Raw genomic sequence first — 22,202 nt, 5'->3', positions numbered from 1 at the left:
AATTTTGTTGAAAGCGAGTTGATCCTGATTGGATCTTTTATCAATAAAAAATCCAACGTTTCTAAAAGGAATGTCAAATGCAGAATTAGAGGAGCTGAGTGCGGACATTCGCACGTTTTTAATTGAGTCGTTAGCGAACTCTGGTGGGCACATTGGTCCAAACCTTGGTGTCGTTGAACTTACTGTTGCACTTCACAAAGTATTTGACAGCCCGAAAGACAAATTTCTTTGGGATGTTGGACATCAGTCTTACGTTCACAAGCTGTTAACTGGAAGAGGAGCCGAGTTTGATACGCTTCGTCAATATAAAGGGCTCTGCGGGTTCCCTAAACGAAATGAAAGTGAACATGATGTTTGGGAGACTGGACACAGTTCAACCTCATTATCTGGTGCAATGGGAATGGCAGCAGCGCGTGACATTAAAGGAACAGATGAATACATTCTCCCGATTATCGGCGATGGTGCACTAACCGGCGGTATGGCGTTAGAAGCACTGAACCATATCGGGGATGAAAAAAAAGACATGATTGTGATCTTAAACGACAATGAAATGAGTATTGCGCCAAACGTTGGGGCGATCCATACAATGCTTGGCAGACTACGTACAGCTGGTAAATACCAATGGGTAAAGGATGAGCTTGAATACTTATTCAAGCGTATCCCAGCAGTAGGCGGGAAGCTTGCTGCAACAGCAGAACGTATCAAGGACAGTCTGAAATATTTGCTTGTCTCTGGTATGTTCTTTGAGGAAATGGGCTTTACTTACTTAGGACCAGTAGATGGACATTCCTATGAAGATTTGTTTGAGAATCTTGAGTACGCAAAGAAAACAAAAGGCCCGGTTCTCCTTCATGTCATCACGAAAAAAGGAAAAGGCTATAAGCCGGCCGAATCTGATAAGATCGGCACATGGCACGGAACAGGCCCATACAAAATCGACACAGGTGACTTTGTAAAACCGACAGCAGCTGCACCGTCATGGAGTGGTCTCGTCAGTGAAACCGTCAGAAAGCTGGCAAGGGAAGATGAGCGGATTGTCGCAATTACACCTGCAATGCCTGTTGGCTCAAAGCTTGAAGGGTTTGCAAAAGAATTCCCTGAGCGAATGTTTGATGTTGGAATTGCAGAGCAGCACGCTGCAACAATGGCTGCTGGACTTGCTACACAGGACATGAAGCCATTTTTAGCGATTTATTCAACATTCCTCCAAAGAGCCTATGATCAAGTGCTGCATGATATTTGTCGTCAAAATCTCAATGTGTTCATTGGAATTGACCGTGCAGGTCTTGTCGGTGCAGATGGAGAAACACATCAAGGTGTGTTTGACATTGCTTTCATGCGTCATATGCCGAATATGGTTCTCATGATGCCAAAGGATGAAAATGAAGGACAACATATGGTCAACACAGCCATTCAATATGATGATGGTCCAATCGCCATGCGCTTCCCGCGTGGAAATGGACTAGGCGTCAAAATGGATGAACAGCTGAAAACCATCCCAATTGGTTCTTGGGAAGTTCTTCGTCCCGGGAAAGATGCTGTCATTTTAACATTCGGTACAACCATTAAAATGGCGCTGCAGGCAGCAGAAGAACTGCAAAAAGAAGGTAAATCAATCCGTGTTGTCAATGCACGTTTCATTAAGCCTCTTGATGAAGGCATGTTAAATGAGATACTGTCTGAAGGTTTGCCAATTTTAACAATAGAAGAAGCGGTGCTTCAAGGTGGATTTGGCAGCAGCGTATTAGAATATATTCACGACAAAAAAGCGTCTCATATAAAAGTAGAACGTATGGGCATTCCAGATGAATTTATTGAGCATGGAAGTGTCGATGCGCTACTTGAGGAAATTGGACTGACGAAAACACAGGTTGCTGAAACGTTACGTGACCTGCTTCCCGCAGCACCAAGAAAAGGAATTGGATCATGACATCAAAGAAAGAACGACTTGACGTTTTATTAGTCGAACAAGGACTAATGGAAACGAGAGAGAAAGCAAAACGCGCCATTATGGCAGGGATCGTTTACTCAAATGAAAACCGTTTGGATAAGCCAGGAGAAAAAATCGCTCGTGATACCCCGTTGACTGTGAAGGGGAATCCGCTGAAATATGTCAGTCGAGGTGGGCTAAAGCTCGAAAAGGCACTTCAAGAATTTGATTTAACCGTTGAAGGAAAGCTTTTAATTGATATCGGCTCATCAACAGGGGGATTTACAGATTGCGCACTCCAAAATGGAGCAGTCAAATCCTATGCTGTGGATGTTGGCTACAATCAGCTTGCGTGGAAATTACGACAGGATGATCGGGTGATCGTCATGGAACGCACCAACTTCCGCCATTCTGTTCCGGCAGATTTCACCGAAGGATTACCAGAGGTTGCATCTATCGATGTATCATTTATCTCGCTCAAACTCATTCTGCCCGCATTAAAGCATATTCTTATCCCAGGCGGCGACTGTATTGCGCTAGTAAAGCCGCAGTTTGAAGCGGGCAGAGAGCTTGTTGGAAAAAAAGGCATTGTGCGAGAACCTTCTGTACATCTTGGTGTGCTAGAAGAAATGAATCAATTTGCTGCAAAAGAAGGCTATGATGTAAAGGATGTTTCGTTTTCACCCATTACAGGCGGAGATGGAAATATCGAATTTCTCCTCCACTTGGTCCTGCATCCCGATCAAGAAGAGAATACGGCACTTCCAGTATCTGAACTTGAAAAAGTCGTCAAAGAAGCCCATGCCGTATTGAAAGAAAAGAAAAACAGTCCTGAGCCGGCTGACACATGAATTATTGAAACAAAAGGAATAATAGCTCGCTATTATTCCTTTTAGATTGTTGACAAAGGGCTAAAATGAACTTGATTTTAGCCCTTTGTCTTCTTTTCAGCGTGATAGAAAACCTTTGCAGCCCTAGGAAGGACGAGTACTGGCGCGGAGCGAATTTGACATTCGTGAGCACCAGAGCGCAGGACTGACAAAGAATGCGAGGGTTTGTCTACATGCTGAACGGAATAATAGCTCGCTATTATTCCTTTTTACATGGTCAAAAGATCAGAATTGACCGTTTCTCACGTAATGCTTGTTTTTTGAAGTGTGCATCATATAACATAGAACGTAAAGACAAACTGAGATTCTAACGCCTAGGGGGGTCAAAATGAACAAAGGTCAAAGACATATTAAGATTAGAGAAATTATCGCAAGTCAAGAAATCGAAACACAAGACGAATTAGTCGATATTTTGAAAGCGGATGGATATAACATCACACAGGCGACCGTATCAAGAGATATCAAAGAACTGCATTTAGTCAAAGTGCCAACAAATAATGGAACATATAAATACAGCCTTCCTGCAGATCAGCGGTTTAACCCGCTATCAAAATTAAAGCGTTCCTTAATGGACGCATTTATTAAAATGGATGCTGCCAGTCATTTAATCGTTCTAAAAACAATGCCTGGGAACGCTCAAGCCATCGGTGCTTTAATGGATAATTTAGATTGGGAAGAAATTATGGGAACCATTTGTGGGGATGATACCATCTTAATCATTTGCCGCACGCCAGATGATACGGATACCGTTTCGTCCAAAATTTTAGAGCTTCTATAAAGAGATCAGGTTTACAAAAAGAGGTGTCAAATGAGTGTTAGCAGAACTAACCATTAAAAACTTTGCAATCATTGAGGAGTTAACGGTTTCGTTTGAAAAAGGACTCACAGTTCTAACAGGGGAAACAGGTGCCGGAAAATCAATCATGATTGACGCTGTCTCACTTCTCGTAGGGGGAAGAGGATCATCCGAATTTGTCCGTTATGGCGAAAAAAAAGCAGAGCTGGAAGGTCTTTTTCTTGTACCAGCAGATCATCCTGTATTTACCCTTTGCGAGGAGCAAGGAATTGATGCATCTGATGAAATGATGATTCTTCGCCGTGATATCAATCAAAGCGGGAAAAGCATTTGCCGCATCAATGGGAAGCTTGTCACCATCTCACTTTTAAGAGAAGTTGGCCGGCTTTTGCTTGATATACATGGACAGCACGATAATCAGCTGTTAATGGAGGATGAAAATCATTTGCATTTGCTTGATCAATTTGGAGCAGAAGAAATTGCACCTGCTCTCTCGCAGTATCAAGAAGCGTATGATCAATATATGAAGACGGCGCAAAAACTCAAACAGCTGTCTGAAAATGAACAAGAAATGGTTCACCGGTTAGACTTATTGCAATTTCAGCTGGAAGAGATTGAAGCGGCACAATTAGAGCCTGGGGAAGATGAGAAGCTTCAAGAGGAACGTCATCAAATCAGCAATTTTGAAAAAATCTTTTCCTCGCTTCAAAACGCGTATAATGCTCTGCGTAATGAGCAGGGAGGACTTGATTGGGTTGGGATGGCTTCAAGCGAGCTTGATCAAGTTTCTGAGATCAACGACGATCTGAAAAAGCTCTCTGAGCAAGTGTCAAACTCCTATTATTTATTAGAAGATTCTACTTTTCAAATGCGCAGCGTGCTTGATCAATTAGAATTTGACCCAGCCCGGCTTGATTTTATTGAGTCTAGGTTAAATGAGATGAAGCAGCTGAAGCGAAAGTACGGCACAACCGTTGAGGAAATTTTAGAATATGCGGCTAAGATTGAAGAGGAGATAGACCAAATCCAAAATCGAGACAGCCATTTGCAGACACTTAAAAACAAACTTGATGCGATAAGCCGGGATGCATTGCTTGAAGCGCTTAACGTGTCAGAGCTCCGTAAAAAATGGGCGAAAAAACTGGCGAAGCATATTCAAGCTGAATTGAAGGATTTATATATGGAGAAGTCTTCTTTTGATACCGCTTTTACGATTCGATATGCACCTTTTGGCAGTACGGACTGCCCGCTTTTAGATGGAAAACCCGTACAGCTCGGAAAAAATGGCATAGATCAAGCGCAATTTGTCATTTCTACAAATCCGGGTGAACCGATGAAATCTTTGTCAAAAGTAGCATCTGGAGGAGAAATTTCACGTGTCATGCTGGCAGTGAAAAGTATTTTCTCAGCGAAACAAGAAGTGACGTCCATTATATTTGATGAAGTGGATACGGGTGTTAGCGGCAGAGTCGCACAAGCCATTGCTGAAAAAATTTATAAAGTAGCAGCAGGCTCACAAGTACTCTGTATTACCCATCTTCCGCAAGTCGCAGCTATGGCTGATACACATCTTTTTATTTCTAAACGCGCTAAAGCTGGTAGAACAATGACGAACGTCAAACCACTCAGTGATGATGAAAAAGTGAGTGAAATTGGCCGAATGATTGCTGGTGTAGAAGTCACTGAGCTCACAAAACAGCATGCAAAAGAATTACTGCACCAAGCAAATGATGTCAAAACGACAGGGTAGCTGAAACAACAGCTGCCTTTTTATATTGTCTCATATTCGCCGTATATACGCATGAAATCGTCTTTTTCTTTTATCAATTTATCCAATCATTTTCTAAAGGTGCCGGTTATAAATCCTCGCTAAGAAGGCAAAAGTAAAGATGTAGCCAAAACATTAATGTTCTGGTGTGGGTAAGGAGCGAGGAGAGTGAAAAATGAATGCCCGAAAAGATGAGAAAAGCCATTGGTGTGATTCTCCTTGTTTCTTTAATAAGTACAGGGTTTATGAGCATAGTGAAGGAATATATCAGCATTCCAACAACTGTCGCAGTATTTGAACACGAGAAGCATTCGATTGATACATCCATTGAAGCGTCAGCCAATGCTTCTTCACCAGCCTTTAGTCTTTCAGAGAAAAAGAATCAACTTGAAGTAACGGGACAAAAGGCGGGAAAAGCCGAAATTGTTTATGATTTTAAAGGATTTCCTATTAAGAAAACAAAAGTCGATGTTCTTCCCGAATTAAAAGTCATTCCTGGAGGACAATCCATTGGCGTCAAACTCCACTCTGTCGGAGTTCTCGTTGTCGGTTTTCATCAAATCACAACAGCAGACGGCAAAAAATCACCAGGTGAAGCTGCAGGCATTCAATCAGGGGATATGATCATTGAGATCAATGGTCAGAAAATGGAGAAGATGAATGACCTCACCCCATTTATTCAGAAAGCCGGAAAAACGGGGGAAACCCTTCATTTACTCATAAAAAGAGACCATAAAACCTTTCAAACGACATTAACACCCGCTAAAGATTCAAGTGAAGGTACTTATCGAATTGGTCTTTATATTCGTGACTCCGCAGCAGGAATCGGGACGATGACCTTCTTTGAACCATCTTCTAAAAAATATGGCGCCCTTGGGCATGTGATTTCTGACATGGATACAAAAAAACCAATCGTGGTCGACAATGGTGAAATTGTCAGATCAACTGTCACATCCATTGAAAAAGGGACAGGAGGCAACCCTGGAGAAAAATTGGCCAGGTTTTCTTCCGAAAGAAAAACGATAGGTGATATTTCACGTAACAGTCCATTCGGTATATTTGGTACGTTAACCGAAAAACTTGAAAATCATGTAGCAGACAAACCACTTCCAGTCGCATTATCAAATGAAGTAAAAGAAGGTCCAGCCGAAATATTAACGGTCGTGGACCATGATAAAGTAGAGAAATTTGATATTAAAATCGTCAGCACAACACCACAAAAATTCCCGGCAACAAAAGGAATGGTGCTTAAAGTAACAGATGAACGCTTATTAAGCAAAACGGGCGGGATCGTTCAAGGAATGAGCGGTAGTCCGATCATCCAAAATGGCAAAGTCATTGGAGCGGTCACTCACGTGTTCGTCAATGACCCGACAAGCGGATACGGCGTACACATTGAATGGATGCTGTCAGAAGCAGGAATTGACCTTTATCAAAAAAACAAAAAAGCAAGCTGATGAAAAACTGCCGCGAATCTTCCGGCAGTTTTTTTCTACCCTTTCTTTCTCTTCCATCATGTTATAAAATAAGGAAAAAGAGATTTTTCGACAAAATGGAAAACAGTGTGTTGTCAAATTGCAATAATCGTCGATTCATTAAGAAAAACGTAGAAAAAGCTAGATAATGCTCTATTATTCGGAAAATTAAACTTTTTTAAAGGGGATAGCATGGTTTTGTCGAATTGAACACTCAGAAGAGAAATGCAAAAGACTAAGGAATCGACATTGGGGAGGAAAGAACGTGGAGAAAATTAAAGTGTGTGTAGCTGATGACAATCGAGAACTTGTTGGCCTTTTGACAGAGTATATTGAGGGACAGGAAGATATGGAAGTACTTGGCGTGGCGTATAATGGTCAGGAATGTCTGACATTATTTAAAGATAAAGAGCCCGACGTTCTCCTCTTAGATATTATCATGCCTCATTTAGACGGTCTTGCTGTACTGGAACGCCTCCGTGAAAACAATGAAATGACCAAACAGCCAAGTGTCATTATGCTGACGGCTTTTGGACAAGAAGACGTAACGAAAAAAGCAGTCGATTTGGGCGCATCCTATTTCATTTTGAAACCATTCGATATGGAAAACCTCGTAGGTCATATTCGTCAAGTCAGTGGAAACGGCACACAAGTCAGCCACCGATCTTCATCTATCCAAAACAGTGTCCTTCGCAGCAAACCTGAACCGAAACGTAAGAACTTAGATGCGAGCATTACGACGATTATTCATGAGATTGGCGTGCCAGCTCATATTAAAGGCTATTTATACTTAAGAGAAGCCATTTCGATGGTGTACAATGATATTGAACTACTCGGCAGTATTACAAAAGTATTGTACCCAGACATTGCAAAGAAATTTAACACGACAGCCAGCAGGGTAGAACGAGCGATTCGTCATGCCATTGAAGTGGCTTGGAGTAGAGGGAATATTGACTCCATTTCCTCACTCTTTGGCTACACAGTCAGCATGTCAAAAGCCAAACCGACCAATTCCGAATTTATTGCCATGGTAGCTGATCGTCTGCGTTTAGAGCATAGAGCAAGCTAAGTCAACGTCCATAAAAAAACGTTTCTTCAATGAGGCGTTTTTTTATTTTCGTAAAATATTGCTAAAAAATGGTTATGTTGATAAAATCATCTTTAATGTTTAAATTGGACAAACGGGCTGCTTTATTTTCAGAATAAAATGAAAAATAAAGCATGAAAGAAATGAATAGGACATAAAATAGTGGTAATCAGCTACGCTAATCAATTGGTTTATAGAAGAAGAAAACGCTCATTCGTAAGAAAAAGGATGAGAGGAAAAGGTCTTATGTAATTAGTAAATAAAGTAAATGAGATCGAAAGTTCTATTTCTATTGACCCGATTGGTTGGCGTTTTAAAGTCACTGGCTTCTTAGAGATTGTGCCATTTGAACTGAATATTCCCATTGTCGAATTTAATAATTTTCACATTCTTTTACTATGCTATAATAATGAAAAGAAGAGGGTGAGGTTATGGGAAAGCTGAAAATCCACTCTGCTGAGGTTGCGAACGAAATTAGCAAGTGGACGAGGGTCATTTCTCAGAATGACCTAGAAAAATCTGCTGTCTATAAAGAGAAAATTCAGAATTTGCTAAAAAATACAGATGAGGATCGAGAAGTTCTTCTTTATTATCAGCTAGTCGACGGCAGACATGAAATGTTACTTGGAAATATTGAAAAAGCCAATCAGATTATGAAAAGTGTCGGAACGCTGGATGAAAAAGCAGATGACATTATTAATTTTTATTTTTACTTTTATAAAGGCCAATATGCTGCCTATGTCAAAAAATATGATGAGGCGATTAGTTTTTATAAGATTGCTGAGCAGCGGCTAAAACGTGTGAATGAAGATCTTGAAGTCGGAACTTTTCATCATAAAGTCGCTTCCATTTATTACGAACTGAAGCAAAATTTCATTTCCATTAATCATATTAAAAAAGCCATTGATACATTTAAAGCGCATGAAGAATATACCGCACAGGCGATTGACAGCTTGATCTTACATGCGAGCAACTGTATTGATTTACTACAGTTTGATGAAGCTGAGGAAAAGTACCAAGAGGCACTTGAGAAAAGTAAGCGCATTAACAATGAAGTGCTGATTGGGAAGTGCTATCACAATTTAGCGGTTCTTTATTACGCAAAACCTGATTATGAAAAAAGTGCGCAATACGCCAAAAAAGGGATGAGCATTCAAATTCATCGCGACAATAGCCATTATTTCATCCAATCTTTATATGTTCTCGCAAATGCCTTAGTTCATTTAGGAGATCATGAGGCGAAAGAATATATTAAAGAGGGGATTCAATATAGCTGCGATATCCAAAATAATGAATATATAGTAAAATTTGAAATTTTGGATTTGATGTGCGAAAATAGTGGAGCAGCAGACGTATTCTCTGAAAAATTAGACTACATAGAAAAAAATAGATTATATGTGGAGCTTGAGGATTTGTCTGAACAAATATCGAAATACTTCAAGGAACGAAATGATTATCAAAATGCCATTCGTTTTCTTGAAAAGAAATTCGATGCGCAAATACTTCAAAAGAAAGTGGAGGTTATCTTATGAAAAAGTTGTTGTTAGGTGTAACAATCGTTACAGCAGTCGCAGTTGTTTCTTCCCTTTTTGCTCTTGACGCAGAGACGACAGAGCAAGCCATCAGAGCGATTACGTGATCGAATTTACCTGTCAACCTCTTCTCTCTTATTAGAAGAGGTTTTTTTATGTGCTCAAACTGGCAAAACGAAAAAAGACACGTCATAATATAGGTAATCATCATATTTAGAGGTGGCATATGACGAAAATTTTTGCGCATAGAGGCTTTAAAGGAAACTATCCAGAGAACACGATGATTGCCTTTGAGCACGCACTCCATTCTGGAGCGGATGGAATTGAGCTTGATGTTCAGCTCACCAAAGACGGCAGGCTGGCTGTTATTCACGATGAAAAACTGAACCGAACGACCAATATGAAAGGGTTAGTGAAAGACTATACATATGAAGAGTTAAAAAGAGGAGATGCCAGTCATTCTTTCTATGAAGAAACGGGTGCGGTCACCATTCCTCTTTTAGAAGAAGTATTAGAGTTAGTGACGCAGAGATCATCCTTTATGATCAACATTGAATTAAAAAACTCTATTTATCGATATCCAGGGATTGAAGAAAAAGTAAAAGAGCAAATTGAGCACTTTCAAATAGAGGATCGAGTGCTTGTCTCATCATTTCATCACGGCAGCTTAGCTCTTTTTCACAAGCTGATGCCGCACATTGAACTGGCGGTCCTCACGATGGATGTGATTCATCAGCCGGAGATGTATTTAAAAACAATCCCGGCAAAGGGGTACCATCCGAATATAAAGGGTGCTGGGGTGACAAAAGAAGTTGTATCCGCTCTCCATGCGGACCAACAAGTGATCAGACCGTTTACTGTAAACAGTGAGAAGCAAATAAAAAATATGTTGACCTTGGGTGTTGATGGAATCTTTACTGATTTTCCTGATCGAGCCGTCAAAATAAGAGAAGAAATGAAATAAAGACCTGCTATCAACAGCGGGTCTTTTTCATGATTACCTTTGCTTAAAACGAGTTGTTACTTTATTTCGTTTACGGTCTCTATATAAAATAAATCCTGCAACAACATAAAGACCTCCCCCTAAAAATAACAACCCTGCAATTCCTTGCAGCCATAAATATGGAAATGGTGCAATGATGATGCCGAAAACAGTGTCACGCAGCAGCTTAATGCCAAGTGCTGCAAAGGCTCCAGGTATTAAAATAATCACTAATGCCAGTATTCTCCCCATCAAATGTCCCCTTAAACGTCATTTACTTCCATTGTCTAATTCAAAAAATATTTTGTCAAGAAAGGAAAACGTGGTAATATAGGTGTTGTGCAATTTTTTGCAACGGAAAAATATGGTGTGCAAAATTTTTCATATAAAGGGGTAACGGGATGCAGAGAGTCTTGATTGTCGGTGCAGGACAAGGTGGATCAGCACTGCTTGAAACATTGCTGAAAACAAATACGGTTCAAATCATTGCGATCGCCGACCTTGATCTCGAGGCACCGGGGATGGATGAAGCGAAAAAGAATGGAATTGAGACGACGACGGATTGGAAAGAATACATAAAAGATGACATTGATATCATCATTGAAACCACAGGCAGTTCTGCTGTACTGAAGGAACTAATTGAACAAAAACCAGAGCATGCTGTGATTGTGCCAAGCTCGATGGCATATGTCATGTCAGAATTAATGGCAGAGAAACAACAGCTTATTCAAATATTGAAGGAACAAACCTATAAACATGACCGCATTTTTAATGCAACGAATGATGGCATGATTTTTATTAATATGGATGAAGAAGTGGTCCTGTTTAATCGATCGGCTGCCAAAATGGTGGGGTGTTCGCAAAAGGATGCGATTGGCCGTCACATTCGAGAAGTGATTCCGAACACGAAACTTCCCGATATATTAAGGTCAAGGGAGCCGGAATTTAACCAAAAGCAATTTTTGAATCAGCAAATTCAAATTGTGACCACCCGTCTGCCGATTATTGATGACGCGGGGAGAATGTTAGGTGCTTTATCCATCTTTAAAGACATTACAGATGCGGTGGAGCTTGCGGAAGAAGTGACAAACCTCAAAGAAGTAAGAACGATGCTTGAGGCGATTATTCAATCATCAGATGAAGCCATATCGGTTGTCGATGAGCAGGGGAAAGGTATTTTGATCAACCGTGCTTATACGAAAATGACCGGTTTAACGGATAAAGAGGTCGTAGGTAAACCAGCTGGTGCTGATATTTCCGAAGGGGAAAGCATGCACTTAAAGGTGCTTGAAACAAGAAGACCTGTTCGTGGCGTCAGAATGAAGGTTGGTCCAAATAAAAAAGATGTCATCGTCAATGTAGCACCTGTTATTGTGGACGGCATTCTAAAAGGCAGTGTCGGCGTCATTCACGATGTATCCGAAATTCAATCATTGACGAATGAATTAAATAAAGCAAGACAGCTCATCCGAACACTTGAAGCAAAGTACACATTTGAAGACATTATTGGAGAAAGTGAACAAATGCTTGTCGCACTTGAGCAGGCAAAGCTGGGTGCAAAAACGCCGGCAACCATTTTACTCCGCGGAGAATCAGGTACTGGGAAAGAGCTGTTTGCACATGCCATTCACAATGAAAGTGATCGCAAGTACAACCGCTTTGTCCGTGTCAACTGTGCTGCCTTATCAGAAACTCTTTTAGAGTCAGAACTGTTTGGCTACGAGGAAGGAGCGTTTTCTGGTGCAAGGCGAGGCGGGAAAAAAGGGCTGTTTGAAGAAGCCAATCAAGGCAGCATCTTTTTAGATGAAATCGGTGAAATGACGCCAAGTACACAAGCGAAATTGCTGCGTGTCATGCAAGAAAAAGAAATTGTTCGGGTAGGCGGAACGAAAGCGATACCGGTCGATGTGCGTGTGATCACAGCGACAAATGTCAATATTGAAAAGGCGATGGCAGAAGGGAAGTTCAGAGAGGATTTATATTATCGAATGAATAGATACCCGATATCGATCCCACCGCTCAGACAGCGTCTCGAAGATATTGAATCATTAAGTAAACGCCTCATCCAGAAGATCAATTTAGACTATGGGCGAAACGTCAGCGGCTTAACAGATCGTGCGCTTCATAGACTTCGATCATATAGCTGGCCAGGCAACGTGAGAGAGCTTGAAAATGTGCTTGGACGAGCGATGATCTTTTTGAATCCGCAAGAAGAATGGATCGATGAAGCGCATATCGCCTTCATGGAGTCAGACGAGCATGAGGAAAAAGAGCAGCAGGAACTGGCTGTTAGTCAATTTGAGGGGGAGACGCTCTCAGAGGCTGTAGAAGCATTTGAAGCGCAGCTGATCAAACAAACCCTTGAAAAACATCAATTCAATCGCACAAAAACAGCGAAAACGTTAGGGATCAGCATTCGAAATCTTTACTATAAAATGGATAAGTATCAGCTTGCAAAAGATAGCATGCAGTAACATGCACGTAACCTGCAAGAAATTGCATAATTTCTTTGCGGAAAGGCTTATTTTTCACACATTTCAAGCTGGCACGGAACTTGCATATAAAAAGAGGAACCGAGCACAAGGAAAGGTGGGCAAGTATGAAGCTTGACGATCTGATTATTAAAGCCTCGCAGTTGCAGAATAAAACAGCGGCTGTGGCTCATGCAGAAGACGAAGAAGTGCTTCATGCCATCAAAATGGCAATCGAACGAAAAGTCGCTCGCTTCCTGCTGGTTGGAAACAAACGCAACCTAAAGGAGCTAGTCAAACAGCATGAGATCAATGAAGACTGGATAGATATTATTCATTCAGATTCACCCGAAGAATCTGCCAAAATTGCCGTTCAGGCAGTAAGTGAAAATCATGCAGATATTCTCATGAAGGGTCATGTCCCGACAGCCGTACTGTTAAAAGCTGTCCTAAATAAAGAGTATGGGCTTCGGACAGCGAGTGTCCTTTCACATGTTGCAGCTTTCGAAGTACCAGGCTTTGACCGTTTTATCTATGTAACGGACTCTGCGATGAACATTGCGCCTGATTTAAATATGCTGAAAGAAATTACGGTGAATTCCGTTCAAGTCGCACAAGCTGTCGGAAATGATATGCCCAAAGTGGCGGTATTATCAGCGGTAGAAGTCGTAAACCCAGCGATGGATTCGACGCTCACAGCTGCAAGCCTTGCGCAAATGAATCGAAGAGGTCAAATTTCTGGCTGTCTGATTGATGGGCCGCTTGCTTTAGATAATGCCATTTCTCAAACGGCAGCTTCTCATAAAAATATTACGAGTGATGTGGCTGGTCATGCAGATATTTTGCTTGTGCCAACCATTGAAGCAGGTAACATTCTTTATAAATCTCTCATCTACTTTGCTCATGCAAAAGTGGGAGCTGTGGTGGCAGGAGCGAAAGCACCGATTGCTTTAACAAGCCGGTCTGATTCAGCTGAAAGCAAGCTCTATTCAATTGCACTTGCCATCTGTACATCAAATTAAGTGAAAGTATTAGGAGGAATAGAAAATGGAACTTTTTAAATATATGGAACAATACGATTATGAACAGCTTGTATTTTGTCAGGATGAACAGTCTGGTTTAAAAGCCATCATTGCCATTCATGATACAACACTTGGGCCAGCACTCGGCGGAACAAGAATGTGGACATATGAAAATGAAGAAGCAGCGATCGAAGATGCCTTGCGTCTTGCAAGAGGTATGACTTATAAAAATGCGGCGGCAGGGCTTAACCTTGGCGGCGGTAAAACGGTCATCATTGGCGATCCGAGAAAAGACAAGAATGAAGAAATGTTCCGTGCTTTTGGCCGTTACATTCAAGGATTAAATGGCCGTTATATCACCGCTGAAGATGTCGGTACAACGGTAGAAGATATGGATCTTATCCATGAAGAAACAGACTTTGTCACAGGCATCTCTCCTGCATTTGGTTCTTCAGGAAACCCATCTCCAGTGACTGCTTACGGTGTATATAAAGGCATGAAAGCAGCTGCAAAAGCAGCATTCGGTACAGATTCATTAGAAGGAAAAACAATTGCCGTTCAAGGTGTTGGAAACGTGGCTTACAACCTATGTAAACACCTGCATGAAGAAGGCGCACAGCTTATCGTTACTGATATCAACAAAGACTCAGTTCAGCGAGCTGTAGAAGACTTCGGTGCAAAAGCGGTAGACCCTGATGATATTTATGATCAAGAATGTGATATTTACGCACCATGTGCACTCGGTGCAACCATTAACGATGTGACGATTCCTAAATTAAAGGCAAAAGTCATTGCAGGTGCAGCGAATAACCAGCTGAGAGAAACACATCATGGAGATCTTATTCATGAAATGGGCATTGTGTATGCACCTGATTATGTGATCAATGCAGGCGGTGTGATTAATGTTGCAGATGAGCTTTATGGCTATAATGCAGATCGTGCAATGAAAAAAGTAGAAGGCATTTACCAAAACATTGAGCGAGTGATTGAAATCTCTAACCGTGATGCCATTCCAACTTATAAAGCGGCTGACCGATTGGCTGAAGAGCGAATTGAAAGAATGCGCAAATCAAGAAGCCAATTCCTGCAAAATGGTCAACATATTTTAAGTCGTCGCTAAATGGATGAATGAGTTGAAACGGAGGTTTTGTTTTTGCTGACAAAAGAATGGCGTATTCTCACGATTAATCCTGGCTCTACCTCAACAAAAATCGGTGTGTTTCATAATGAACGATCTATTTTTGAAACGACATTAAGACATACAGATGAGGAAATCAAGCAGTTTCCTCATATCATTGATCAATTTTCATTCCGGAAAGAAACCATTTTGAAAACACTGCATGAACAGGGGATGAACATCTCAAAGTTTGATGCAGTTTGCGCACGTGGTGGTCTGCTTCGCCCGATTGAAGGTGGCACATATGAAGTAAATGAGCAAATGGTTGAAGACCTAAAAGAAGGGTATGCTGGCCAGCACGCCTCTAATCTAGGCGGAATTATTGCCCGAGAAATTGCACTTGGCCTTAACATCCCAGCTTTTATTGTTGATCCCGTAGTCGTAGATGAACTACAGCCGATTGCTCGTATTTCAGGACTGCCAACAATTGAGCGGAAAAGCATTTTTCATGCGTTAAATCAAAAAGCAGTCGCAAGAAAAACGGCTGCTTCGTTTGGAAAGCGTTACGAAGATTTGAACATGATCATTACCCATATGGGCGGCGGAATTACGATTGGTGTACATCAAAAAGGAAAAGTCATTGATGTGAATAACGGTCTTCATGGCGAGGGTCCTTTCAGCCCAGAGCGGGCAGGAACTCTTCCAACAGGTGACCTTGTTAATTTATGCTTTTCTGGTGAATATTCGCAAGAGGAAATGCTCAAACGCATTATTGGCGAAGGCGGTCTTGCAGGCTATCTTGGTACGACAGATGCAGTAAAAGTAGAGCGCATGATCGAAGCAGGTGATGAGCGTGCGGCGCTTATTTATGAAGCGATGTGCTATCAAATTGCCAAAGAAATCGGTGCGGCTAGTGCGGTCTTAAAAGGAGCTGTAGACGTCATTGTGTTAACAGGCGGCCTTGCCTACAGCAAACAAATTACGTCAAGCATTAGAGGATACATTGACTGGATTTCAGATGTTGTTGTGTACCCAGGTGAAAATGAATTGCAATCCTTAGCAGAAGGGGCGCTTCGCATCTTAAAAGAAGAAGAATCACCAAAAGAATACCCAAATGATCAAAAGGCGGAGAAAGGAGTGACAAGTCATGGCAACTGAATATGACCTCGTCATTCTTGGTGGAGGCACAGGCGGCTATGTAGCGGCCATTCGTGCCTCTCAACTTGGATTGAAAACAGCAGTCGTAGAAAAATCAAAGCTCGGTGGAACATGTCTTCATAAAGGCTGTATCCCATCTAAAGCGCTGCTTAGAAGTGCAGAAGTCTATCAAACGGTCAAACGTGCCGCTGATTTTGGCGTTGAAGCAAGCGGAATTGCCTTACAATTTGCAAGCGTACAAAAAAGAAAAACAGAGATTGTCGACAAATTAGCAGGCGGCGTCAAACACTTAATGAAACAAGGAAAAATTGATGTATACGAAGGAATAGGCCGTATCCTAGGCCCTTCAATCTTTTCGCCAATGCCAGGCACCATCTCGGTAGAAATGGCGAATGGCGATGAAAATGAAATGCTGATTCCTAAGCAGGTCATCATTGCGACTGGATCAAGACCGCGCGTCCTGCCCGGACTTGAAGCGGATGGAACACACATCCTTACATCAGACGAAGCACTTGAACTGCAAGAACTCCCTCAGTCCATGCTGATTGTCGGCGGAGGCGTGATTGGGATCGAATGGGCTTCCATGCTTAACGATTTTGGCGTAAAAGTCACAGTGATCGAATTTGCAGATCGCATTTTGCCAACAGAGGATCAAGATATTTCTAAAGAAATGGAAAAGCTTTTAACGAAAAAGGGCATCACCTTAGTGACAAATGCGAAGGTTCTGCCAGATACTGCCGAAAAGCATGAGAATCTGGTCAAGATCCAAGTGGAACAAGGTGGAGACACTCAGTCGTTTGAAGCAGAGAAACTGCTTCTTTCAGTTGGCCGAGTGCCAAACGTGGAAGGCATAGGTCTTGAAAACACGGACATCCAGACAGAAAATCATGGCATTGTCGTGAATGAGCATTACCAAACGAAAGAGTCGCATATTTACGCAATAGGTGATGTCATTGGCGGTCTTCAGCTGGCGCATGTCGCATCACATGAAGGCATGATTGCAGTAGAACATATGGCTGGTCAAGATCCAAAGCCGCTTGATGAAACGCTCGTGTCTAAATGTGTTTACTCTCACCCAGAAACCGCTAGTGTTGGACTGACTGAACAGGCGGCAAAAGAGCAAGGCTACGAAGTCAAGATTGGGAAGTTTCCCTTTATGGCCATCGGAAAAGCGCTTGTATTTGGAGAGTCTGATGGATTTGTCAAAATCATTGCTGACCAAAAGACAGATGATATCTTAGGGATTCATATGATTGGTCCTCATGTAACAGATATGATATCTGAAGCTGGATTAGCCAAAGTATTAGATGCAACTCCGTGGGAAGTGGGGCAGACGATCCACCCGCACCCAACCTTGTCAGAGGCAATTGGCGAGGCAGCACTGGCTGTTGACGGAAAGGCGATCCATTTTTAATCAAGGAGGGAAACATGATGAGTAACATGCGTCATCAGGAATTAGGATTATCAGATGAACAAGCGATTGACATATATAGAACCATGCTTTTAGCAAGAAAAATTGATGAACGGATGTGGCTGTTAAACCGTTCTGGAAAAATTCCATTCGTCATCTCTTGTCAAGGACAGGAAGCGCAGCAAGTCGGTGCCGCTTTTGCCCTCAATAGGGAAGAGGATTACGTTTTACCTTATTACCGTGATATGGGGGTTGTCCTTGCATTCGGGATGACGGCGAAAGATTTAATGATGTCTGGTTTTGCGAAAAAAGACGATCCAAACTCAGGCGGGAGACAGATGCCAGGTCATTTTGGGCAAAGATCAAACCGAATTGTGACTGGATCATCACCTGTGACAACACAGGTTCCTCATGCGGTTGGGATCGCACTTGCCGGGCGTCTAGAGCAAAAGAATTTTGTTAGCTTTGTCACGTTCGGTGAAGGCTCTTCAAACCAAGGAGACTTTCACGAAGGCGCCAACTTTGCTGCGGTGCATAAGCTGCCTGTTATTTTCATGTGTGAAAACAATAAGTATGCGATTTCTGTCCCGTATGACAAACAAGTGGCATGTGAGCGTATTTCAGATCGTGCAATAGGGTACGGAATGCCGGGTGTGACGGTTGATGGAAATGATCCGCTTGAAGTGTATGCAGCGGTCAAAGAAGCGAGAGACCGTGCGGCAAGAGGCGAAGGCCCAACATTGATCGAAACCATTTCTTACCGGTTAACTGCGCATTCAAGTGATGACGATGATTCTAGCTATCGAGAAAAAGAAGAAGTGCTCGAAGCAAGAAAGAAAGATCCGCTCATTCAATATGAAACGTACTTAATCGAAGGAAATGTCATGACTTCTGAAATGAAAGAAGAGATGACAAAAGAAATCATGCAAATCGTAAACGAAGCCACTGATGAAGCGGAAAATGCAGCTTATGCCGATGCAGAAAGCGCACTTCGTTACGTGTATGCGGAGTAAGGGGGAAGAAAAATGCCTGTTATGTCATATATAGACGCTATTACACTAGCGATGAAAGAAGAAATGGAGCGAGATCCGAAAGTGTTTGTGCTCGGAGAGGATGTCGGGAAAAAAGGCGGCGTATTTAAAGCAACAGCGGGTCTTTACGAGCAATTTGGAGAAGCGCGCGTCATGGATACACCTCTTGCCGAATCAGCGATTGCAGGTGTAGGTATTGGGGCTGCTATGTATGGAATGCGTCCGATCGCAGAGATGCAATTTGCGGATTTTATTATGCCAGCCATCAACCAAATCATTTCAGAGGCTGCAAAAATTAGATATCGTTCCAATAATGATTGGAGCTGCCCAATGGTCATTCGTGCTCCTTACGGGGGCGGCGTACACGGGGCGCTTTATCATTCACAATCGGTCGAAGCCATTTTTGCCAATCAGCCAGGCTTAAAGATTGTGATGCCTTCTACACCTTATGATGTCAAAGGGTTGTTAAAAGCCGCAGTGCGTGATCCAGATCCTGTATTGTTCTTTGAACACAAACGTGCATACCGTCTCATTAAAGGAGAAGTGCCTGAAGAGGATTATACGCTCCCTATTGGAAAAGCGGATGTGAAACGAGAAGGCGATGACATTACGGTCATTACATATGGCCTTTGTGTTCATTTTGCCCTCCAAGCAGCAGAGCGCCTTGCGAAGGACGGAATTTCTGCTCATATTCTCGATTTACGTACAGTGTACCCGCTTGATCAAGAAGCGATTATTGAAGCGGCATCAAAAACAGGGAAAGTACTCTTGTTAACAGAAGATACAAAAGAAGGAAGCATCATGAGTGAAGTAGCTGCCATCATTTCAGAGCACTGCTTGTTTGATTTAGATGCGCCAATTAAACGTCTAGCAGGACCTGATATCCCTGCAATGCCTTATGCACCGACAATGGAGAAATTCTTCATGGTTAATCCGGATAAGGTAGAAGCTGAAATGAGAGAACTAGCGGCGTTTTAAGAAAGAGGAGGGTTTCAAAGTGGCAACTGAACAAATGAAAATGCCTCAGCTTGGTGAAAGTGTAACAGAAGGAACCATTAGCAAATGGCTCGTTTCACCTGGCGATCATGTGAATAAATACGATCCGATTGCGGAAGTCATGACAGATAAAGTAAATGCAGAGGTTCCGTCATCCTTTACAGGAACAATCACTAAACTAGCGGCTGCAGAGGGTGATACACTTCAAGTAGGAGAAGTGTTTTGTGAAATTGAAGTAGAAGGCAGTGCGCAGCAGAGTGCGAAAACAGAAGAGGCGCCTGCGCAAGATGAAGCACCAGAACCTGACCAAACAAATGTGGATCAGAGTCAAAAGAAACGATACTCTCCGGCAGTCCTGCGTTTAGCAGATGAGCACGGAATTGATTTAGCGGCTGTTCATGGAACGGGAGCTGGCGGCAGAATCACAAGAAAAGATTTGCTGAAGCTTATCGAAAGTGGAGGCGCACAAGAAACGGCAGCACCTGTGAGTGGTGGTACGGGTCAACCAGAGCCTGCGAAGCCGTCACAAGCAAAAGCGGCTCCTTCCATCTCTTCAATGCCTGGAGATGTTGAACTGCCGGTCACTCCGATTAGACAGGCGATTGCCGCAAACATGCTAAGAAGCAAGCATGAAATTCCACATGCCTGGACGATGATGGAAGTGGATGTGACAAACCTTGTGACAAGAAGAAATCAGCTAAAAGATCAATTCAAAGCAAAAGAAGGCTTTAATTTGACGTTCTTTGCGTTCTTTGTCAAAGCAGTGGCTCAGGCCTTAAAGGAATTCCCTGAAATGAACAGCATGTGGGCTGGTGATAAAATTGTTCAAAAGAAAGCGATCAATGTCTCCATTGCTGTTGCAACAGATGACGCTCTTTTTGTCCCAGTGATTAAAGATGCGGATGAGAAAACGATTAAGGGAATCGCCAAAGAAATTCATGAACTTGCTTCCAAGGTCAGACAAGGCAAACTGAAGCAAAGTGACATGGAAGGCGGCACTTTCACTGTGAACAACACAGGATCATTTGGTTCGGTTCAATCAATGGGGATCATTAACTATCCGCAAGCAGCCATTTTACAAGTAGAATCTATTGTAAAGCGCCCGATGATTGTAAATGGTATGATTGCCGCAAGAGATATGGTGAATCTTTGTCTTTCATTAGATCATAGAGTACTCGATGGTCTTGTATGCGGTAGATTCCTGCAAAGAATTAAACAAATTCTTGAAGGCATTGACGAGCAGACGTCCGTCTATTAAGCTCATTTATATGTCCCCTTCTCACAATGAGAGGGGGATTTCCATATCAATCAGAAAGGAGCGATGAGATGTCTGGATTAGATTTCTTTGCTTTTCTTACGATTGGTCTGATGTTTATCACAGCCATTGCGTTCGCTTTTCTTCGGTATATTTCCAAATCACGCAATCATCCTGAACGCTTACTGCTCATCATATCGATCGTTTCAATCATTCAAATCGCCTATTGCTTGTTGATGATAGGTGGATTTAAAGGAGTCGCCAATAGTTTATTAGGCATTTCCCTTCTGATAGGTACACTGCTAGGGTATGCACTTGAATATTTATACAGACGTTATATCAAAAAAACGCCCGCATCGAAATGATGCAGGCGTTTTCTTTATTCTGCCGGAACAATAAAGGTCAAATGCTGTTTTAATACTTCAAGGGAAGAAGGAGCGGTCATGTATACTTCACCATCTGTATCTGCATCCATTTCCTCTTTAGTATGAATATGAATGCGGGATGCTTGTATAAGAGACAGGTCACCTTTAAAATCTTCTAGCTCTTCGCGGTTCATTGAAAAAATCTCTTTTAAAGCAGAGAAACTCGTATTTCTGCAAATTAAAATTTCGGCTTTTCCATCATCAATTGAAGCATTTGGCAGATCTATTTTATTTGTACCGATAAAGTGCCCATTCATGACAAGGACAATCACAGCTTCTTCTTCCCAGTTTTCCTCTTCCGTTTCAATGCGTACATAGAAAGGTTCTGTCTGCTGAAGGGTTCGAAGAGCGCTCGTGAAGTAACTGATTTTTCCGAGGACAGCTTTTTCTTTATCATTAATATTGTTTGAGGTATCTGCGATGAGACCAATCCCCCAAAAATTTAAAAGGTATCGATCATCTGCTTTGATTAAATCGACCTTTTTTTCAGTGCCATCTATCACCATTTGAGCGGCCTTTGGCATCTGCTGCGGGATGCCTAGCGTTCTAGAAAAGTCATTGCACGTCCCGCCAGGTAAAATCGCTACAGCTGGCCTTTTTTCTAAACCGCCAATTCCATTCATACATTCATGGACGGTTCCGTCTCCGCCTAGTATAATCAACAATTCAATCGACTCATCCATCTCGCGGCAGAAATGATAGGCATCATTCGGCTGTTTTGTAGGCTTAAGGATGAGTTCATCAATATGTAAAGAAAGAAGAGGCACTGTTTGACCTAGTGTTTTTTCCATGTTTTTTTGTCCAGCATTTCCGTTATAAATGAGTATCGCTTTTTTGAATTGTGCCATCACGCAGT

The 22,202-nt window shown here is 42.1% G+C and carries 19 protein-coding genes; 17 read left to right on the top strand and 2 right to left on the bottom strand.

Features of this window, described 5'->3' with window-relative positions:
* Positions 1 to 28: 28 nt before the first annotated feature.
* From dxs to LCD32_RS10650, 8 genes are all read left to right on the top strand, one after another.
* On the top strand, positions 29 to 1,930 hold the full coding sequence (gene dxs, locus LCD32_RS10685; protein ID WP_007501165.1) for a 1-deoxy-D-xylulose-5-phosphate synthase: 1,902 nt from the start codon (positions 29 to 31) through the stop codon (positions 1,928 to 1,930).
* Positions 1,927 to 2,781: a TlyA family RNA methyltransferase gene (locus LCD32_RS10680; protein WP_007501164.1), complete on the top strand. Its 855-nt coding sequence runs from the start codon at positions 1,927 to 1,929 to the stop codon at positions 2,779 to 2,781. Before dxs ends, LCD32_RS10680 begins: the two co-directional genes overlap by 4 nt.
* A 367-nt stretch (positions 2,782 to 3,148) precedes the next feature.
* A complete protein-coding gene (gene ahrC / locus LCD32_RS10675; protein ID WP_007501163.1) occupies positions 3,149 to 3,598 on the top strand; it encodes a transcriptional regulator AhrC/ArgR in 450 nt (149 codons plus the stop codon).
* A gap of 34 nt (positions 3,599 to 3,632) precedes the next feature.
* Positions 3,633 to 5,366, top strand: a complete 1,734-nt coding sequence (gene recN, locus LCD32_RS10670; RefSeq protein WP_060781184.1) for a DNA repair protein RecN — start codon at positions 3,633 to 3,635, stop codon at positions 5,364 to 5,366.
* Between the two features lie 197 nt (positions 5,367 to 5,563).
* A complete protein-coding gene (spoIVB, locus tag LCD32_RS10665) occupies positions 5,564 to 6,841 on the top strand; it encodes a SpoIVB peptidase (RefSeq protein ID WP_017367575.1) in 1,278 nt (425 codons plus the stop codon).
* A 283-nt stretch (positions 6,842 to 7,124) separates the two neighbouring features.
* Complete coding sequence (spo0A, locus tag LCD32_RS10660) at positions 7,125 to 7,928, top strand: sporulation transcription factor Spo0A (protein ID WP_008342226.1); 804 nt, start codon at positions 7,125 to 7,127, stop codon at positions 7,926 to 7,928.
* A gap of 449 nt (positions 7,929 to 8,377) precedes the next feature.
* Positions 8,378 to 9,478 carry a Rap family tetratricopeptide repeat protein gene (locus LCD32_RS10655; protein ID WP_019743381.1) on the top strand — a complete coding sequence of 367 codons (1,101 nt, stop codon included), beginning with the start codon at positions 8,378 to 8,380 and terminating at the stop codon, positions 9,476 to 9,478.
* 226 nt (positions 9,479 to 9,704) lie between these two features.
* Positions 9,705 to 10,442 (top strand): glycerophosphodiester phosphodiesterase, encoded by a 738-nt coding sequence (locus tag LCD32_RS10650; RefSeq protein ID WP_035390781.1) that lies wholly within the window; start codon positions 9,705 to 9,707, stop codon positions 10,440 to 10,442.
* Positions 10,443 to 10,475: 33 nt separating this feature from the next.
* On the opposite strand, the gene LCD32_RS10645 is transcribed toward LCD32_RS10650, so the two are convergent.
* On the bottom strand, positions 10,476 to 10,712 hold the full coding sequence (locus LCD32_RS10645; RefSeq protein ID WP_017357960.1) for a DUF2627 domain-containing protein: 237 nt from the start codon (positions 10,710 to 10,712) through the stop codon (positions 10,476 to 10,478).
* 149 nt (positions 10,713 to 10,861) lie between these two features.
* Between LCD32_RS10645 and LCD32_RS10640 the strand changes: the two genes are divergently transcribed.
* The 9 genes from LCD32_RS10640 (at position 10,862) to LCD32_RS10600 (ending at position 21,286) form a co-directional block, all read left to right on the top strand.
* The gene (locus LCD32_RS10640) at positions 10,862 to 12,934 is read left to right on the top strand and encodes a sigma-54 interaction domain-containing protein (protein WP_060781183.1); all 2,073 of its coding nucleotides are present in this window, start codon (positions 10,862 to 10,864) and stop codon (positions 12,932 to 12,934) included.
* Between the two features lie 125 nt (positions 12,935 to 13,059).
* Positions 13,060 to 13,953 (top strand): phosphate butyryltransferase, encoded by an 894-nt coding sequence (yqiS, locus tag LCD32_RS10635; RefSeq protein ID WP_008342231.1) that lies wholly within the window; start codon positions 13,060 to 13,062, stop codon positions 13,951 to 13,953.
* A gap of 25 nt (positions 13,954 to 13,978) precedes the next feature.
* Positions 13,979 to 15,073: a branched-chain amino acid dehydrogenase gene (bcd, locus tag LCD32_RS10630; RefSeq protein WP_035390779.1), complete on the top strand. Its 1,095-nt coding sequence runs from the start codon at positions 13,979 to 13,981 to the stop codon at positions 15,071 to 15,073.
* A gap of 33 nt (positions 15,074 to 15,106) precedes the next feature.
* Positions 15,107 to 16,228, top strand: a complete 1,122-nt coding sequence (buk, locus tag LCD32_RS10625) for a butyrate kinase (protein ID WP_017357958.1) — start codon at positions 15,107 to 15,109, stop codon at positions 16,226 to 16,228.
* Positions 16,218 to 17,642, top strand: coding sequence for a dihydrolipoyl dehydrogenase (gene lpdA / locus LCD32_RS10620; RefSeq protein ID WP_017367571.1), 1,425 nt, complete (start codon positions 16,218 to 16,220; stop codon positions 17,640 to 17,642). Before buk ends, lpdA begins: the two co-directional genes overlap by 11 nt.
* A 17-nt stretch (positions 17,643 to 17,659) precedes the next feature.
* Entirely contained in the window at positions 17,660 to 18,652 is a 993-nt protein-coding gene (locus LCD32_RS10615; RefSeq protein ID WP_017367570.1) for a thiamine pyrophosphate-dependent dehydrogenase E1 component subunit alpha, read from the top strand.
* Between the two features lie 12 nt (positions 18,653 to 18,664).
* Positions 18,665 to 19,648 carry an alpha-ketoacid dehydrogenase subunit beta gene (locus LCD32_RS10610; protein ID WP_007501148.1) on the top strand — a complete coding sequence of 328 codons (984 nt, stop codon included), beginning with the start codon at positions 18,665 to 18,667 and terminating at the stop codon, positions 19,646 to 19,648.
* Positions 19,649 to 19,667: 19 nt separating this feature from the next.
* Positions 19,668 to 20,924 carry a dihydrolipoamide acetyltransferase family protein gene (locus tag LCD32_RS10605; protein ID WP_224563750.1) on the top strand — a complete coding sequence of 419 codons (1,257 nt, stop codon included), beginning with the start codon at positions 19,668 to 19,670 and terminating at the stop codon, positions 20,922 to 20,924.
* 68 nt (positions 20,925 to 20,992) lie between these two features.
* A complete protein-coding gene (locus tag LCD32_RS10600) occupies positions 20,993 to 21,286 on the top strand; it encodes a YesK family protein (RefSeq protein WP_008342236.1) in 294 nt (97 codons plus the stop codon).
* A gap of 14 nt (positions 21,287 to 21,300) precedes the next feature.
* Here LCD32_RS10600 and LCD32_RS10595 read toward each other — a convergent pair whose 3' ends face one another.
* The gene (locus LCD32_RS10595) at positions 21,301 to 22,194 is read right to left on the bottom strand and encodes a YegS/Rv2252/BmrU family lipid kinase (RefSeq protein WP_008342237.1); all 894 of its coding nucleotides are present in this window, start codon (positions 22,192 to 22,194) and stop codon (positions 21,301 to 21,303) included.
* Positions 22,195 to 22,202 lie beyond the last annotated feature (8 nt).

The sequence above is a fragment of the Bacillus sp. RSS_NA_20 genome, from assembly GCF_020165915.1.
GTDB classification, from domain to species: domain Bacteria; phylum Bacillota; class Bacilli; order Bacillales; family Bacillaceae; genus Bacillus; species Bacillus altitudinis.
The sequence above is the reverse complement of the archived record's forward strand: the minus strand, read 5'-3'. Positions and strand labels throughout refer to the sequence as shown.